At 52.9% G+C, this 15,257-nt stretch carries 15 protein-coding genes; 8 read left to right on the top strand and 7 right to left on the bottom strand.

Features of this window, described 5'->3' with window-relative positions; translation table 11 throughout:
* Positions 1–200: 200 nt before the first annotated feature.
* A complete protein-coding gene (tcdA, locus tag Dpoa569_RS13985) occupies positions 201–1,034 on the top strand; it encodes a tRNA cyclic N6-threonylcarbamoyladenosine(37) synthase TcdA (RefSeq protein ID WP_042869113.1) in 834 nt (277 codons plus the stop codon).
* Here tcdA and csdE read toward each other — a convergent pair.
* Both csdE and csdA read right to left on the bottom strand, forming a co-directional pair.
* Positions 1,022–1,465 (bottom strand): cysteine desulfurase sulfur acceptor subunit CsdE, encoded by a 444-nt coding sequence (gene csdE, locus Dpoa569_RS13980; RefSeq protein ID WP_042869115.1) that lies wholly within the window; start codon positions 1,463–1,465, stop codon positions 1,022–1,024. The genes tcdA and csdE overlap by 13 nt on opposite strands.
* 3 nt (positions 1,466–1,468) lie before the next feature.
* The gene (gene csdA / locus Dpoa569_RS13975; protein ID WP_042869117.1) at positions 1,469–2,674 is read right to left on the bottom strand and encodes a cysteine desulfurase CsdA; all 1,206 of its coding nucleotides are present in this window, start codon (positions 2,672–2,674) and stop codon (positions 1,469–1,471) included.
* Positions 2,675–3,261: 587 nt separating this feature from the next.
* On the opposite strand from csdA, the gene Dpoa569_RS13970 reads away from it, so the two are divergent.
* From Dpoa569_RS13970 to rlmM, 3 genes are read left to right on the top strand one after another with little or no spacing between them, the layout of a single operon-like run.
* Positions 3,262–4,188 carry a transcriptional regulator GcvA gene (locus Dpoa569_RS13970; protein WP_042869119.1) on the top strand — a complete coding sequence of 309 codons (927 nt, stop codon included), beginning with the start codon at positions 3,262–3,264 and terminating at the stop codon, positions 4,186–4,188.
* Between the two features lie 50 nt (positions 4,189–4,238).
* Complete coding sequence (locus Dpoa569_RS13965) at positions 4,239–4,625, top strand: DUF423 domain-containing protein (RefSeq protein WP_042869121.1); 387 nt, start codon at positions 4,239–4,241, stop codon at positions 4,623–4,625.
* 1 nt (position 4,626) lies between these two features.
* Positions 4,627–5,727, top strand: coding sequence for a 23S rRNA (cytidine(2498)-2'-O)-methyltransferase RlmM (gene rlmM / locus Dpoa569_RS13960; protein WP_042869123.1), 1,101 nt, complete (start codon positions 4,627–4,629; stop codon positions 5,725–5,727).
* 61 nt (positions 5,728–5,788) lie between these two features.
* On the opposite strand, the gene xni is transcribed toward rlmM, so the two are convergent.
* Positions 5,789–6,550: a flap endonuclease Xni gene (gene xni / locus Dpoa569_RS13955; protein ID WP_042869125.1), complete on the bottom strand. Its 762-nt coding sequence runs from the start codon at positions 6,548–6,550 to the stop codon at positions 5,789–5,791.
* A 56-nt stretch (positions 6,551–6,606) separates the two neighbouring features.
* A complete protein-coding gene (gene ppnN / locus Dpoa569_RS13950) occupies positions 6,607–7,971 on the bottom strand; it encodes a nucleotide 5'-monophosphate nucleosidase PpnN (protein ID WP_042869127.1) in 1,365 nt (454 codons plus the stop codon).
* Positions 7,972–8,247: 276 nt separating this feature from the next.
* On the opposite strand from ppnN, the gene syd reads away from it, so the two are divergent.
* From syd to Dpoa569_RS13930, 4 genes are all read left to right on the top strand, one after another.
* Positions 8,248–8,796 (top strand): SecY-interacting protein, encoded by a 549-nt coding sequence (gene syd / locus Dpoa569_RS13945; protein ID WP_042869129.1) that lies wholly within the window; start codon positions 8,248–8,250, stop codon positions 8,794–8,796.
* 672 nt (positions 8,797–9,468) lie between these two features.
* Positions 9,469–9,789, top strand: coding sequence for a YqcC family protein (locus Dpoa569_RS13940; RefSeq protein WP_042869131.1), 321 nt, complete (start codon positions 9,469–9,471; stop codon positions 9,787–9,789).
* Positions 9,790–9,791: 2 nt separating this feature from the next.
* On the top strand, positions 9,792–10,577 hold the full coding sequence (truC, locus tag Dpoa569_RS13935; RefSeq protein WP_042869133.1) for a tRNA pseudouridine(65) synthase TruC: 786 nt from the start codon (positions 9,792–9,794) through the stop codon (positions 10,575–10,577).
* A gap of 18 nt (positions 10,578–10,595) precedes the next feature.
* The gene (locus Dpoa569_RS13930; protein ID WP_042869136.1) at positions 10,596–11,048 is read left to right on the top strand and encodes a flavodoxin; all 453 of its coding nucleotides are present in this window, start codon (positions 10,596–10,598) and stop codon (positions 11,046–11,048) included.
* A 118-nt stretch (positions 11,049–11,166) separates the two neighbouring features.
* Here the strand turns inward: Dpoa569_RS13930 and Dpoa569_RS13925 are convergent, their stop codons facing one another.
* From Dpoa569_RS13925 to glnD, 3 genes are all read right to left on the bottom strand, one after another.
* On the bottom strand, positions 11,167–11,553 hold the full coding sequence (locus Dpoa569_RS13925; protein ID WP_042869138.1) for a DUF3461 family protein: 387 nt from the start codon (positions 11,551–11,553) through the stop codon (positions 11,167–11,169).
* A 122-nt stretch (positions 11,554–11,675) separates the two neighbouring features.
* Positions 11,676–12,500: a 2,3,4,5-tetrahydropyridine-2,6-dicarboxylate N-succinyltransferase gene (gene dapD / locus Dpoa569_RS13920; protein WP_042869140.1), complete on the bottom strand. Its 825-nt coding sequence runs from the start codon at positions 12,498–12,500 to the stop codon at positions 11,676–11,678.
* Positions 12,501–12,573: 73 nt separating this feature from the next.
* The gene (gene glnD / locus Dpoa569_RS13915; protein WP_146411477.1) at positions 12,574–15,255 is read right to left on the bottom strand and encodes a bifunctional uridylyltransferase/uridylyl-removing protein GlnD; all 2,682 of its coding nucleotides are present in this window, start codon (positions 15,253–15,255) and stop codon (positions 12,574–12,576) included.
* Between the last annotated feature and the right edge of the window lie 2 nt (positions 15,256–15,257).

Raw genomic sequence — 15,257 nt, 5'->3', positions numbered from 1 at the left:
CACAACGTAGTGAGAGTTATTAATTAAAGTGCCACAGCACACCCGACGTCGTCACCTGTCAAAATGGTAAATCATGCAGGCAGGAGGCAAACACTGCCTACAGATAAAAACGGCGTGCAGGATTGGTTAGCGTTATCCGCTGCGTAAACCGCCTGACTGGGGTATCATCGCTGCCGTTTGTGATTAAGCGAAGGTGGGCAATGAGTACGCAATTATCCGAAAGTTATCTGCAGCGTTTTGGCGGTACGGCGAGATTGTACGGCCAGCGGGCGTTGTCGCTGTTTGCCGGGGCACATGTCTGTGTTATCGGCATTGGCGGGGTTGGTTCCTGGGCGGCGGAAGCGCTGGCTCGCACCGGCATCGGCGCGATTACCCTGATTGATATGGATGATGTGTGCGTCAGCAACACCAACCGTCAGATTCATGCGTTGCGCCAGCACACTGGGCAGTTGAAAACTGAAGTCATGGCGGAGCGAATTCTGGCGATCAACCCGGAATGCAAGGTGACCTGCATTGATGATTTCATTAGTGCCGATAATGTGGCGGAGTTACTGGATAATCACTTCAGTTATGTGATTGACGCCATTGACAGTGTGCGGCCTAAAGCGGCGCTGCTGGCCTGGTGCCGCCGCCACAAAATTCCGGTGGTAACCACCGGCGGAGCGGGGGGGCAAATTGATCCAACCCGTATTGAGGTTGCTGATCTGGCGAAAACTATTCAGGACCCATTGGCAGCCAAGCTGCGTGAACGGCTGAAGCACGATTTCAATATCGTTAAAAACAGTAAAGGTAAGCTGGGTATCGACTGTGTGTTTTCCAGTGAGCCGTTGATGTACCCTCAGCCGGATGGCTCAGTTTGCGCATCGCGCAGCACTGCTGACGGTGTGAAACGCATGGACTGTGCTTCCGGTTTCGGCGCTGCCACGATGGTGACCGCCACTTTTGGTTTTGTGGCGGTGTCTCATGCATTGAAAAAAATGATGGTGCGTGATACCCGGCAAGCACAGGCTGCTGGATTGAATCAGGGTTCGTGACAGGCAATATCGTGGATGCGGCTAGCCAAAGCGGCCAGCCCACCGGCGCGTGATGCGCTAAGTTCGGCACGCAATCCCAGCCGATCGAACAGTGCCAACGGATCGTTTTGCCGCAGTGTTTGCGCGGTTTTGCCTTCCACCGCCGTCAATACAATCGCCAGCAGTCCGCGCACGATACGGCCATCACTGTCGCCGTAAAAATGTAAGGTGCCGTCCGCCTGTCGTTGATATCCCAGCCAGACGCGGTTTTCGCAACCGGACAGTTCAATATGTTGCTGACGATAGGCTTCCGGCAGCGGCGGCAGTGATTTACTCAGCAGAATCAACTGTCGATAGCGCTCTTCCCAGGAGCGACAGGCATTGAAACGTGCTGTCAGCGCTGCTTCATCAATGTCGGCGCCAAACGGGTGATGTGTGGAGTCGGTCGTCATCAATCAATCCATCAGTAATTCAAACGCTTTTCGAGTAGCGTGGACCAGATGGTCCACGTCCTGTTGCTGGTTGTAAGGCGCAAACGAGGCCCGCAGCGTGCCGGGCACCCCCAGTGCCGCCATCAGCGGCTGCGCGCAGTGGTGACCGGCTCGTAGAGCGATGCCGTCTTCTGCCAGCAACGTCACCAGATCGTGGTGGTGTACGCCGTCGATGGTGAATGATAATAGGCTGGATTCGGGAGCGCGGAAACTGCGAAAACCGGGTAATGTGTTCAGTTGCTGTTCCGCATTCAGAGCCAGTGCGACACTGTGCCGATCCGCTGCTGCACGGTCCTGCTGCTGCCACCAGTCGATGGCGGCAGCCAGACCAATTACGCCGGCAATATGCGGTGTGCCGGCTTCAAAACGCTGAGGAATCGCCTGAGGGGTGAAGCTGTCAAACGAGACTGACGTCATCATTTTACCCCCTCCTTGCCAGGGGGGCATGGCTTCCAGCAAATCCGGTTTGCCGTACAGCGCACCAATACCGGTAGGGCCATACAATTTGTGGCCGGAGAACGCATAAAAATCAGCATCCAGCGCCGCCACATCCGTCGCGGTGTGCACAATACCTTGCGCACCATCGACCATGACTACCGCACCTGCCTGATGCGCCAGTGTTATCGCCCGTTTAAGGTCCGGCATACCGCCCGTGACATTCGACATCTGCCCAATAGCCAGCAGGCGGGTCCGGGGGGTGAGCAGGGAAGGCAGCAGGTCAAGATCAGGCTGATAATCCGCTCCAATCGGCAGTTTTACCACCTGAGCCCCCGTTTGTTGTGCCACCATCAGCCATGGGATTAGGTTGGCGTGGTGTTCTGATTCGCTGACCAGAATCTCATCGCCGGGTTGTAGCAGCGGGCGGGCGTAACAGTGCGCCACCAGGTTGACGGCCTCCGTCGTACCTTTAGTCCAGACGATGCTGCGCGCTTGCACAGCGCCAATGAAATCCGCCACTTTTTGGCGCGCCAGCTCGAACGATTCCGATAGCTGTCGGGCGGCACGGTGCTGACTGCGATGCACATTCCCTGTTTCACTGGCGTAGCAATGCTGCACCGCAGCGATCACCCTTTCGGGTTTTAGCGCGGTGGCGGCGTTGTCAAGATAGGTGCCTTGCTGGCGAAGTGCGGGAAATTGCTGGCGAAAATACGCGGGGTTGAACGGTTTCATGTCGATCCTCTATTGAACGACGGATACTGTCCCATTTTTGCCATTGAAACAAGATTAGGACGATCCTGAACGAAAACCTCACATAGTTTGCTACTATTAACTTTGTTTTATTTAGAATTTTATAATGACATGCAACTTAATTTAAGTATTAATTATAATTTAGAATTAATTTAAAAGGATAAAACTTCAAAGTTGATTAATTGTAATGAACTAAAGTCTGATGGCGAAGAGCAAGTGACCGATATCTTCTGGAAGATAACGTACAGACGAAAAAAAAGCACCGCAAAATGCGGTGCTATGCAAAAATCACTTAGACAGACAGGGTAAATGTATAGGAAATAACGGTAGCATTGCTACCACGTCTGAAATGCAGACAGTAAACAAATAGCAAACACAACATCACAACCACAAGCCAAAAGCACACCAGTTACATGTTGCGCTTTTCGTTCCGGCTCAAGGAAGTGGCGGTACTATAGGTATTTGCTGGTGCATCCTCAACGGACAATTTATAATGCATCGGATTACAAAAACTAATGGCAAATCGCGGTCACCTACCGGGATAGGCCGCATATTGAAGAACCCGGTTTATGTCGAAACGATTGCCCCCCCTTAATGCTCTGCGTGTCTTTGATGCTGCTGCCCGCCATCTTAGTTTTACCCGTGCGGCTGAAGAGTTATTTGTTACTCAGGCCGCTGTCAGCCATCAGATCAAATCGCTGGAGGATTTTCTCGGCCTCAAACTGTTTCGCCGCCGTAACCGTTCCTTGTTGCTGACGGAAGAAGGGCAGAGCTATTTTCTGGATATCAAGGAAATCTTTTCCGCGCTCAATGAGGCAACCCGTAAGTTACAGGCCCGCAGCGCCAAAGGTGCGTTGACGGTAAGCCTGCTGCCTAGTTTTGCCATCCACTGGCTGGTGCCGCGCCTGTCGAGTTTTAATACGGAGTATCCCGGTATTGATGTGCGAATTCAGGCGGTGGACCGTGAAGAGGAACGCTTGTCGGACGATGTGGATGTGGCGATTTTTTACGGGCGTGGTAACTGGCCGGGGCTGCGGGTAGAAAAACTGTATGCAGAGTATCTGTTGCCGGTCTGTGCGCCACAATTGTTGACGGGGGAGCACCCGCTGAAAACGCCGGGAGACTTGGTATGGCACACGTTACTGCATGACGCCTCCCGGCGCGATTGGTTGGCTTATACTCGTCAGTTGGGTATAGCGCAGATTAATGTGCAACAAGGGCCGATTTTCAGCCATAGCGCAATGGTGTTGCAGGCGGCGATTCACGGTCAGGGGGTGGCGCTGGCTAACAATGTGATGGCGCAGACGGAGATTGAGGCCGGCAGGTTGGTGTGCCCGTTCAACGATGTGCTGGTCAGCAAGAATGCGTTTTATCTGGTTTGCCATGACAGCCAGGCAGAACTGGGTAAAATAGCCGCCTTTCGCCAATGGATTCTGGCTCGTGCGGCCAGCGAACAGGAAAAGTTTCGCTTCCGTTACGACAGCAGTTCCCGCTGAACCTTATCAGGTTTAGTTTCGTTTTCTTGATAATGGAATACATTCGAACAATGAACAGCCGTTTTATGCTGATATTCGCCGCTATCAGCGGGTTTGTTTACGTGGCATTAGGGGCGTTTGGTGCCCATGTGCTGAGTAAATCGTTGGGCGACATGGAAATGTCCTGGCTACATACCGGACTCCAGTATCAGGCGTTTCATACGCTGGTGATTCTGGTGTTGTCGGTGGCGATGTATCAACGGGCAAGTGTCTGGTTTTACTGGAGTGCGGCATTTCTGGCGCTGGGTACGTTGCTGTTTAGCGGCAGCCTGTACTGTCTGGCGTTGTCGCACCTCAAACTATGGGTATTTGTCACTCCGGTGGGGGGCGTATGCTTCCTGACGGGCTGGCTGTTACTGTTAATTGGAGCCTTACGCTTAAAGAAAAAGGCTGAGTAGCATGAATAAAGTGATTTTGTACTGTCGTGCCGGGTTTGAGAAAGAATGCGCGGCGGAAATTACCGACAAAGCGGCGCGTCATAGCGTCTATGGTTTTGTACGGGTAAAAGATAACAGCGGATATGTGGTGTTTGAGTGTTACCAGCATGAAGACGCCGACCGGTTGGTTAAGGAATTATCGTTTCAGGAGCTGGTGTTCGCACGCCAGATGATGGTATGCGGCGAATTGCTGCGTGATTTACCGCCGGAAGATCGCATCACACCGATCGTCGGGATGCTGACCGGGGTGCTGGAGCGTGCCGGCGAGTTGCGGGTTGAAGTACCAGATACCAATGAAAGCAAAGAGCTGATGAAATTCTGCCGCAAGTTCACGGTGCCGCTGCGTGCCGCGCTACGTGAGAGCCGTATTTTATTGGCGCAGGAAAAGGCCAACCGACCGGTTATCCATGTGTTGTTCATCGCACCAGGTTGCTGTTACGTCGGTTACTCATACAGCAATAACAATTCGCCGTTCTATATGGGGATTCCGCGGCTGAAATTTCCCGCAGATGCGCCCAGCCGTTCGACACTGAAATTGGAAGAAGCATTCCATGTGTTCGTTCCGGCCGACGAGTGGGATGAGCGACTTGCCAGCGGTATGTTTGCGGTGGATCTGGGCGCTTGTCCTGGCGGATGGAGCTACCAACTGGTGAAACGCAGTATGATGGTGCACGCCGTCGATAACGGCATGATGGCGCCAAGCCTGATGGATACCGGGCAGGTGATTCATCATCAGGCCGATGGTTTCCGCTTTGAGCCGCCGCGTAACAACATCTACTGGCTGGTGTGCGATATGGTGGAAAAACCGGCCAAAGTCACCAGCCGCATGGCTGACTGGCTGGTCAATGGCTGGTGCCGTGAGGTGATCTTCAACCTTAAGTTGCCAATGAAAAAGCGCTATGAGGAAGTGACTCAGAATTTAGCATTGCTGGCGCAGCGACTGGAAGAGAACGGTATTAATTTTGAGATTCATGCCAAACAGCTCTATCACGACCGTGAAGAGGTTACCGTTCATGCACGGCGTATTTGGGGCGCGATTCCTGGCCGCCGCGACGAGCGCTGATTTTCCTGCTGTGGCGCAGTCGGGCATGAGTGCACAGGCGCGCCAGGAGGGTTAACACCGCCTAACCCGATATGGACAGGCGTAACTGCTGCAGGTTGCCATTCAGCACCAAATCGGTTTTGAGTGTAGCGACCTGACGGCAGCGGTAAGCCATATCCTGTTGGGATTCCAGCTTGCGGCGCCATTTCTCCGGTATCTGTTCCAACTGTTGGTACAACGTTTCCAGCGACCCCGCTTGTTGCAATAACTGCGCGGCGGTTTTCGGTCCGATACCGCTCACACCGGGAACCTTGCTGCTGTTGATGCCTGCGAGGCCCCAGTAATCCGGTAACTGCCCCGGTTGCACGCCAAACTCCTTTTCGATGAACGGTACATCCAGCCAGCGTTTTTGAAAGTAATCCCGGATACGGATTGTAGGTGCCAGTAACTGGCAGTAGCCTTTGTCCGTTGAGACAATGGTGGCCTGATGTCCTTGTGCGGCGACTTTGCTGGCCAACGTAGCGGCCAGATCGTCAGCTTCGTTGCCCGGTGAATGCCAGCTGTCCACGCCTAATGCCAGAAAGGCATCTTTGATTTGTGGCAGTTCCCGCGACAAGTTTTCCGGCATCGGGGCACGACCGGCTTTGTATTCGGGTAGTAACTGGTGACGCCAGCTATGGTCACGTTGTTCGTCGTCAAAGACAGCAACGGCATGGGTTGGGCGGCTGTGCTGTATCAACTGATTTAATGCGTGCTGACAGGCAGTCAGGCAAGGAGAGCCTTGTACCGCGTGAATGCGTCGAATCAGGTTGAGGGCGTCGATAATGAGCAGATGTACGGCCATAAGCGGTGATCATATGAGTGATCGCCACCGGCCAGATGCCAGTGGCGAAATAAGGTTCAGGAACAGATTTCGTAGCATGGGACGTAGGCGCTGCCAGGCAGCTTCATTCGTTGCTGGGACACGAAGTCCTGCAACAGCCGGTCCATGCTCTTCATGATGTCAGCATTACCATGCAATTTATAGGGACCGAACTCTTCGATGAGCCGAATGCCCGCTTCTTTGACGTTACCTGCCACGATACCGGAAAATGCCCGGCGTAATGTAGCAGCCAGCTGTTCGGCGGGTTGGTCGGGATGCAGGTTGAGGTTCGCCATATTCTCATGCGTCGGTTCAAATGGCAGTTGCAGGTCCGGCGCGATACGCAACGACCAGTTAAAGCTGTAGGCATCACCGGTGTGGCGGCGGTGCTCTTTTACCTGTGGCATGGTTTTTTTCATCTGCCGGGCTACTTCGGCAGCGTCATTAATAATAATCGAGTAATAACGACGCGCCTGACGGCCCAATGTACTGACGATGAATTCATCGAGGACCCGGAAGTAGTCTGCGCTTTCCTTAGGACCGGTGAGAATAATCGGCAGCACCTGCTCGCTGTTGGCCGGGTCCATCATAATACCGAGCAAATAAAGGAACTCTTCTGCGGTGCCAACGCCGCCTGGGAAAATCACGATACCGTGACCAATACGCACAAACGCTTCCAGACGCTTTTCAATATCCGGCATGATGATGAGTTCATTCACCAGCGGGTTGGGCGGCTCAGCCGCGATGATGGAAGGTTCGGTCATACCGATGAAACGTCCGTCCCGGTAACGCTGCTGGGCATGGCCCACTGCCGCACCTTTCATTGGGGCTTCCATCGCGCCCGGTCCGCAGCCGGTACAGATGTTCAGTTCGCGTAAGCCAAGCTGGCTACCGACTTTACGGGCATACAGGTATTCGTTTTCATTGATGGAATGGCCGCCCCAGCACACCACCAGATTTGGCTCTTCGCCCACATGCAGTGCTCTGGCGTTACGCAGAATGGAAAATACCAGATTGGTGATGTGAGTGGAGTCTTCAAGATTCAGATTTTGATAACGGCCAGCGTTAGCTATCTGACCGTTTACAAACAGGATATCGCGTAACACGGCGAACAGGTTAGCTTGCAGCGAGCGGATAATCTGACCATCAACAAACGCCTCTTCCGGCGGATTGACCAGTTCCAGCTTTACGCCACGTTCACGGCGCAGCACGTTGATGTCGAAATCCTCGTAGCGGGAGAGTAACTCCTTGCTGTTATCCGTCTGGCTACCTGAGTTCAGGACGGCGAGGGAACAGTTGCGGAATAACCGGTAAAGATCGCTGCTGGCTGTGCTTTTCAGCATATCCACTTCCAACTGCGACAGTAAATCCATGGACCCTAACGGGCTGATATGTGTAATCATACTACTCCCTGAAACACAGTGTGCGGTGACAGTTGTCCAAGACGTTTTAAAAAAAACGTTTATACAACACGCGGTTCAATGCGGTTGTGCAAGACGTTGCTTTGTGGTCTCACCTTAACGTGTTGATCGGCCTTTTGCCAAGGCATGGTAACGTCCCGACAATAAAGTTGCGCGGCGTTACGCACTTTAATGCGCATTCTGTCGCCGGCAGGCACTACGGGTAAGGATACAATGTGTATTCAGTGGCATTCGATAGGCACAGATTTGAGAGGCAAGATGGAACAGCAGGTATCACAGGCGCTGGGTGTATTCACCCGGAATTATATCGAGTTGTGGCGGCGCGAGACAGGACATCCTCCAGCCAGCGATGAGTTATATGGCGTTGCGTCGCCTTGTATTGTCGCCACACAAGATTGCCAGGTTCATTGGTTGCCGCAGACACCTGCCGTGCCTGTGACGCTGGATGGTGTTGAACGGGCGCTGGAGATTCAGTTGCACCCGGATATTCATTCATTCTTCACCTGTCAGTTCGCAGGCGACATGACGGCACGCTTTGAGGAACTGGAGTGCACGCTGCTTCAGGCATGGAGCGAAGATGATTTTGTTCGCTTGCAGGAGAACCTGATTTGTCATCTTTTGACACAAAAACGACTGAAATTACCACCCACATTATTTCTTGCAACAACGAATTCTGAAATGTCGCTAATCTCTTTATGCAATTTGAGTGGTGAAGTCGTGTTGGAAGAGTTTGGTACACGTCAGCGTCGGGTATTGGCATCAGGTCTGGTTGATTTTCTACATAAACTATTGCCATTGATTCCATAATGCTGAATCGCGTTTCGCTTTCCGGCGTGTGAGAGATCTCTTACATTGCGTGTAAGCGATCTCTTATATTTAATATTAAACTAAGATTTCCATTTAATTTTTGTATTATTAATTAATGAATTAATGAAGTTCTTCATTCAACCATGCCTTTTATATGGCTATTGTGCCGTTTAGGTGGCTTGCTGATTTCATTCAATTAATACATCTTATTATTCAGTTCAGTAACACGGTAACAGGTTATGTCGGCCATGCCAGGAAGGCAGGAAGCATATCTTCGTTACAACCTGACTCTTTTTTCAGGATGAAATAAGGGACACCTCCAGGAAGGAGAATGAGAGCCGGTCTGGGAATGCCGGTGGGGCAGGAGCCTAAAGGAATGCGATCACGGATGATTATGAAGGATCGATTGTCACGGATGAAAGAGGGATCGCCAGCAAGGATTGTGGGTTAGGAAGACCATCAAGGACAAGTTTTCAAGGACGAGCAGGGAAGCAACAAGGTAGCGGGATTGCTGCAAACGAACTAAGAGGGAACCGAGAAATCGGTTCCCTCTTTTCGTTTTTGTCTTACCAGAGGCTTCTCGATAGCGCCGTCTGTATTCGGGTGTCAGAACACGGCAACGATGCTATGCTCTGCCGCCACTGTTATTGAGACTGATGAGAACCTGGCCCCATGAATGCAGACATGCTGATCCGACAATCGTTGTTTGCTATTGAGCGCGCATTGAAGTCAAGCTCGTTATGGCAGCCTTCTGCGCCGGATGAGGCGGCGTTTGCCAGCCAGGAGCCGTTTTGTATCGATACGATGGTAGCCGAGCAGTGGCTGCAATGGGTCTTCCTGCCACGAATGCACGCATTGCTGGATGGTGGTGCGCCATTGCCTGCGCGGCTCGCCATTCTGCCTTATTTTGAAGTGGCGTTTGACGGACGTTCAGATGATGTGGGCGAGTTGTTGATGCAGTTACGTGCGCTTGATGCATTATTTGAGGGATGAGAATGCTTGAGATTGTTTATCAGGATGAGCATCTGATCGCAGTGAATAAGCCTGCTGGCTGGTTGGTGCACCGTAGCTGGTTGGATCGTAAAGAGAAAGTGGTGGTGATGCAAACTGTGCGCGACCAGATTGGTCAGCACGTTTTTACAGTACACCGTCTGGATCGCCCTACCTCCGGCGTATTATTGATGGCGTTATCCCCAGACGTGGCACGTCTGCTGGCGCAGCAGTTCGAACTGCATCAGATGGAAAAAACGTATCATGCAGTGGTGCGTGGTTATGTGCTGGAGGACGGCGTGGTGGATTATGCGTTAACAGAGGAGCTGGATCGCATCGCCGATAAGTATGCTGATCCGGATAAGGCGCCTCAGCCTGCCGTCAGTCACTACCGGGCACTGGCGCGTGTCGAAATGCCGGTGGCTATCGGGCGTTATGGCACTGCGCGTTATAGCCTGCTGGAACTGACCCCCAAAACCGGGCGCAAGCATCAGTTGAGACGCCATATGGCGCATTTGCGTCACCCTATTATTGGGGATACCACCCATGGCGATCTGCGCCAGAATCGTGGCATGGCGGCACATTTCGCCTGTGCTCGCCTGATGTTGCACGCCAGCCGTCTGTCGCTGACTCATCCGATCACTGGCGAGCGTCTGGTCATCTCTGCGCGCTGGGATGAGCCTTGGCAGAGGGTCATGACACAGTTTGGCTGGCAGGGTGGTTTTCCTGATATAGAAAGGGTTGAGTTTCCTTTGGCATCGGGTCAGGATAGCAACCTGACGTCAGCGTAAAAAAGGAGAATCAGCGTTATGGCGCAAATTGGTATTTTTGTTGGCACAGTGTACGGTAATGCGTTACTGGTAGCGGAAAAAGCGGAAAGCATTCTCAAAGCTCATGGACATGAGATTAAGATTTTCGAGGATGCTTCAGTGGATGACTGGCTGGCTTACAGTCAGCAGACGGTACTGGTGGTGACCTCTACTACCGGGCAAGGGCAATTGCCGGAATCTATCGTGCTGCTGTATGAAGCGTTGCGCGAAAAGGTCGGTCATCAGCCGGATCTGCGTTATGGGCTAATTGCGTTGGGAGACAGCAGTTACGATACCTTCTGTGGCGGTGGTCATCAGTTTGATGCTTTGCTACAAGAAATGGGCGCGAAGCGCGTGGGTGACGTGCTGGAGATTGATGCCGCTGAACATCCGGAACCGGAAGTCGTTTCCTCTCCGTGGGTGGAGTCCTGGGCAGCGATGCTGACCGCATAAATACGGTTGTGAGTCAGTATTGGTGTCAGACGGGGCAACTGGGCCCCGTTTCTTATGTATTGGCTACTTTCGTGGTTATAGCGCACGTGTTGAGTGGCGGTCTGTCTGCGACCTTTATTCAACGTTGGGTCAGTTTTTCCAGATCGGCTTCGATCTCGCTTATCTTATTGGTGACCACGCTTTCCAGATGACGCAGGTCTGACAGAATCTTGCGTTTCAAATCCACCTCAGCCTGATCATGCTGGCAAATTTCGTCAAGTTCGTCCACCACGTAGCGCAGATTGGGGCTGATCTCGTTGATCTCCTTGTAACCTTGCCCGGCGTTGTCCGCAACGATGGTTTTGCGCTGGCGAGGATATTTGAATTTGACGCTTTTAGCGAAAAATTCCCCTTTGTCCTTGCGAAAATAGATCTTAAGAATATCGTTGTTGGCCTCCTGACGGAGACTGTAGCGGTCGATATCTTCCGGGTTGGAAATCCCAAGACTTTTCAGATTGTCGTACATAACACCACCTTTCTTGTTTTACGTCGGCCTGAAAAACTGGGCCAGTGTTGTTGGTCGTGACGGCTTGATGCCATAAAAAATGGCGGGTTATCACCCGCCATTCAGTTTAGTCGATAGTGGTATTAGTCGATAGTGCGCAATAACTCATTAATACCCACTTTACCACGGGTTTTTGCATCCACTTTTTTCACGATTACGGCGCAATATAGGCTGTAGCTGCCGTCTTTTGATGGCAGATTGCCGGATACCACCACAGAACCTGCCGGTACGCGGCCATAATGCACTTCGCCGGTTTCACGGTCATAAATTTTGGTGCTTTGGCCGATGAACACGCCCATAGAGATAACAGAACCTTCTTCCACGATCACGCCTTCCACGACTTCAGAACGTGCGCCGATAAAGCAGTTGTCTTCGATAATGGTCGGATTTGCCTGCAGCGGTTCCAGCACGCCGCCGATGCCAACACCACCAGACAGGTGGACATTTTTACCAATCTGCGCGCAGGAGCCGACAGTTGCCCAGGTGTCCACCATGGTGCCTTCGTCAACATAAGCGCCGATGTTGACATAAGACGGCATCAGTACGGTATTGCGGGCGATGAATGCGCCCTGACGTACGCTGGCTGGTGGTACGACGCGGAACCCTTCGCGCTGGAAGCGCGCTTCGTCGTAGCCGGCGAATTTCATCGGGACCTTGTCGTAGTAACGGGTTTCGGCCCCTTCCATCAGTTGGTTGTCATTGATGCGGAAAGAGAGCAGCACCGCTTTCTTCAGCCACTGATGCGTCACCCACTGGCCGTTGATTTTCTCCGCTACACGCAGTACGCCGCTGTCCAACTGGCTGATAACTTGATTCACCGCTTCGCGTGTCACCGTGTCCACATTGGCCGGGGTAATCTCTGCGCGACGCTCAAATGCGGTTTCGATGATGTTCTGTAATTGCTGCATCCTGTTTCTCTTTCGTGATTAATCAAACCAGACCGCATCTCGCCATGCCAGATGGCGGGATGCGGCTTAATATTTAAGAAGCTACTTTATCGTTTGGGGCGAGGGCTTCTGTCAACCGTTGTTGCAACTTAAGCCGTAATTCGTGGCTTAATGCCCGTCTTTCGCTATCTGCCAGAATAAACAGGTCTTCAACCCGCTCACCGATGGTGGAAATGCGAGCGCCGTGCAGCGACAGATTGAGGTCGGCAAACACTTCACCCACCCGTGCCAGCAGGCCGGGTTGGTCGAGAGCGGTAAGCTCCATATAGCTGCGTCGGTCGGTATGTGTTGGCAGAAAGCTGACTTCCGTCTGTACACTGAAGTGGCGTAGCCGGGAAGATGGCTTGCGCACTCTTGGGTGTTGATACTCTCGCTGGTTGAGCGCTTGTTCGATAGCGTGGCGGATCATGTCGTGGCGGTCTGGCGCCAGTGGGCTACCGTCGGGTTCCAGCACGATGAAGGTGTCCATCGCCATGCCATCACGACTGGTGAAAATCTGAGCATCGTGTACGCTCAGGTTACGCCTGTCCAGTTCGCCGGCAACTGCAGCAAACAGATACGGGCGATCCGGACTCCAGATAAAAATTTCGGTGCCGCCGCGACTGGCTTGATGGCTAATCAACACCATCGGCTTGCTGGCGTCATGCTCCAGCAGGTGGCGGGCGTGCCAGGCCAGTTGATTAGGCGAATGGCGCAGGAAATAGTCGGCGCGACAGCGGCTCCAGATATGATGCAGCGCTGCCTCATCGATATTGTCCATACGCAGCAATGCCAGCGCCTGTAAACGATGATGACGTACGCGTTCGCGCAGGTCCGGTGAGTTTTGCATACCACGGCGCAACTGTCTCTCAGTGGCGAAATAGAGTTCGCGCAACAGGCTTTGTTTCCAACTGTTCCACAACGTCTCGTTAGTCGCGCAGATGTCTGCCACAGTCAGGTTCAGCAGGTAACGTAGCCGGGTTTCGCTCTGCACTTGTTCGGCAAATTGCTGGATTACCGTCGGGTCCTGAATATCACGTCGTTGCGCGGTGACCGACATTAACAGATGACAGCGTACCAGCCAGGCTACCAGCTGCGCTTCCCGTGAGTTCAATCCATGCAGGGCGGCGAATTCCAGTGCATCCTTGGCGCCCAGTTCAGAGTGATCGCCGGCGCGCCCTTTGGCAATGTCGTGGAACAGGGCGGCCAGCAGCAGCAATTCCGGTTGTGGTAGTCGGGGATACAGCTCCACGCACAGCGGGTGTGACGCACGGGTCGCCTCTTCGGTAAAACTTTCCAGTTTCAACAGCACCCGGATGGTATGTTCATCGACAGTGTAGGCGTGGAATAGATCAAATTGCATTTGCCCGACGATGTTACCCCACAACGGCATATACGCCCACAGTACGCTGTGAGTATGCATTGGCAATAATGCCCGACTGACGGCGCGTGGGTGACGCAATATATTCATGAAGAGGTTGCGAGCTTCCGGTATGGTGCAGAGCGGCTGGCTCAGGTGGCGACGTGCATGGCGCAAATGTCGCAGGGTGGTCGAGTAAATACCGGTGATTTCCTGATTGCGCACCATCAGGTAGAACATGCGAATAATAGCTTCGGGTTTGCGCTCGAACAACGTTGCATCACGCAGGTCAATAAGCTGACCACGTAACTGGAACTCGTCATCCAGCGGGCGCAGTTTCTCGCTGGTATCCAGCGCCAGAATGGCTTCGTCGAACAGTTGCAGCAGCATTTGGTTCAGTTCCCCCACCCGACGCGTCATTCGGTAGAAGTCCTTCATCATTCGTTCCACCGGTGCGTTGCCTTCTCCTTGATATTGCAGCAGTTGTGCCACATTGAGCTGGCGGTCGAACAGCAAACGGTTATCGTAACGTGGCAGAAGCAAATGTAGGGCAAAACGAATGCGCCACAAAAAGCTCTGGCACTCATTCAGTTCACTGCGTTCTGCTTCCGTCAGAAAACCGAATCCCACCATTTCGTTGAGCGAAGTAGCGCCAAAGTGGCGACGGGCAACCCACAATAGGGTATGAATATCCCGTAGTCCACCGGGGCTACTCTTGATATCCGGTTCAAGATTGTAACTGGTACTGTGGTAACGCTGGTGGCGTTCCCGCTGCTCGGCAATCTTGGCGGGGAAGAAGGTTTCTGAAGGCCAGAACGCGTCGCTGAAAATGTGTTTTTGCAGCATGAGAAACAGCGTGACATCCCCGCAAATCATGCGGGATTCGATCAGGTTGGTCGCGACGGAAATATCCGCCCGACCTTCTTCCAGACACTCATTCAACGTACGTACGCTGTGACCGACTTCTAATCTCAGATCCCACAATAGGGTGATAAACGTGCCGATAGTCTGTGACTGTGACTCTGTCAGCGTATTCTGGCTCAGCACCAATAGATCAATGTCAGACAGCGGGTGCAATTCTCCGCGCCCATAGCCGCCTACGGCTACCAGTGCAGTCTGCGGCGTGCTGTCGAACCCGTAGAAGCGCCATAGCCGTTGCATCAGGTGATCGATAAATAGCGTACGAGCATCAATCAGCGCTTCCGCGCTGACGCCAGCCTTAAATTCTTCCGCCAGCCAACTACGGAATTGTTCCAGATGGTTTTTCAGCGTTTGACATTCCAGCATGTTGTCTGTGAATGTCAGGGGAGACGCCGGTGCCGGACGAGGCTTGGTGGTGGAACCGGCGATATCGTGCGGGAGGTTTCTGTCGATCATGT

Origin of the sequence: Dickeya poaceiphila (assembly GCF_007858975.2) — a bacterium.
Classification (GTDB): domain Bacteria; phylum Pseudomonadota; class Gammaproteobacteria; order Enterobacterales; family Enterobacteriaceae; genus Dickeya; species Dickeya poaceiphila.
Note: the sequence above shows the minus strand (reverse complement) of the source record. Positions and strands in the feature narration are given on the sequence as shown.

Coding starts and splice junctions, on each gene's coding strand:
- tcdA (WP_042869113.1), top strand. CDS start 201: ATGAGTACGCAATTATCCGAAAGTTATCTGCAGCGTTTTGGCGGTACG.
- csdE (WP_042869115.1), bottom strand. CDS start 1,465: ATGACGACCGACTCCACACATCACCCGTTTGGCGCCGACATTGATGAA.
- csdA (WP_042869117.1), bottom strand. CDS start 2,674: ATGAAACCGTTCAACCCCGCGTATTTTCGCCAGCAATTTCCCGCACTT.
- Dpoa569_RS13970 (WP_042869119.1), top strand. CDS start 3,262: ATGTCGAAACGATTGCCCCCCCTTAATGCTCTGCGTGTCTTTGATGCT.
- Dpoa569_RS13965 (WP_042869121.1), top strand. CDS start 4,239: ATGAACAGCCGTTTTATGCTGATATTCGCCGCTATCAGCGGGTTTGTT.
- rlmM (WP_042869123.1), top strand. CDS start 4,627: ATGAATAAAGTGATTTTGTACTGTCGTGCCGGGTTTGAGAAAGAATGC.
- xni (WP_042869125.1), bottom strand. CDS start 6,550: ATGGCCGTACATCTGCTCATTATCGACGCCCTCAACCTGATTCGACGC.
- ppnN (WP_042869127.1), bottom strand. CDS start 7,971: ATGATTACACATATCAGCCCGTTAGGGTCCATGGATTTACTGTCGCAG.
- syd (WP_042869129.1), top strand. CDS start 8,248: ATGGAACAGCAGGTATCACAGGCGCTGGGTGTATTCACCCGGAATTAT.
- Dpoa569_RS13940 (WP_042869131.1), top strand. CDS start 9,469: ATGAATGCAGACATGCTGATCCGACAATCGTTGTTTGCTATTGAGCGC.
- truC (WP_042869133.1), top strand. CDS start 9,792: ATGCTTGAGATTGTTTATCAGGATGAGCATCTGATCGCAGTGAATAAG.
- Dpoa569_RS13930 (WP_042869136.1), top strand. CDS start 10,596: ATGGCGCAAATTGGTATTTTTGTTGGCACAGTGTACGGTAATGCGTTA.
- Dpoa569_RS13925 (WP_042869138.1), bottom strand. CDS start 11,553: ATGTACGACAATCTGAAAAGTCTTGGGATTTCCAACCCGGAAGATATC.
- dapD (WP_042869140.1), bottom strand. CDS start 12,500: ATGCAGCAATTACAGAACATCATCGAAACCGCATTTGAGCGTCGCGCA.
- glnD (WP_146411477.1), bottom strand. CDS start 15,255: ATGATCGACAGAAACCTCCCGCACGATATCGCCGGTTCCACCACCAAG.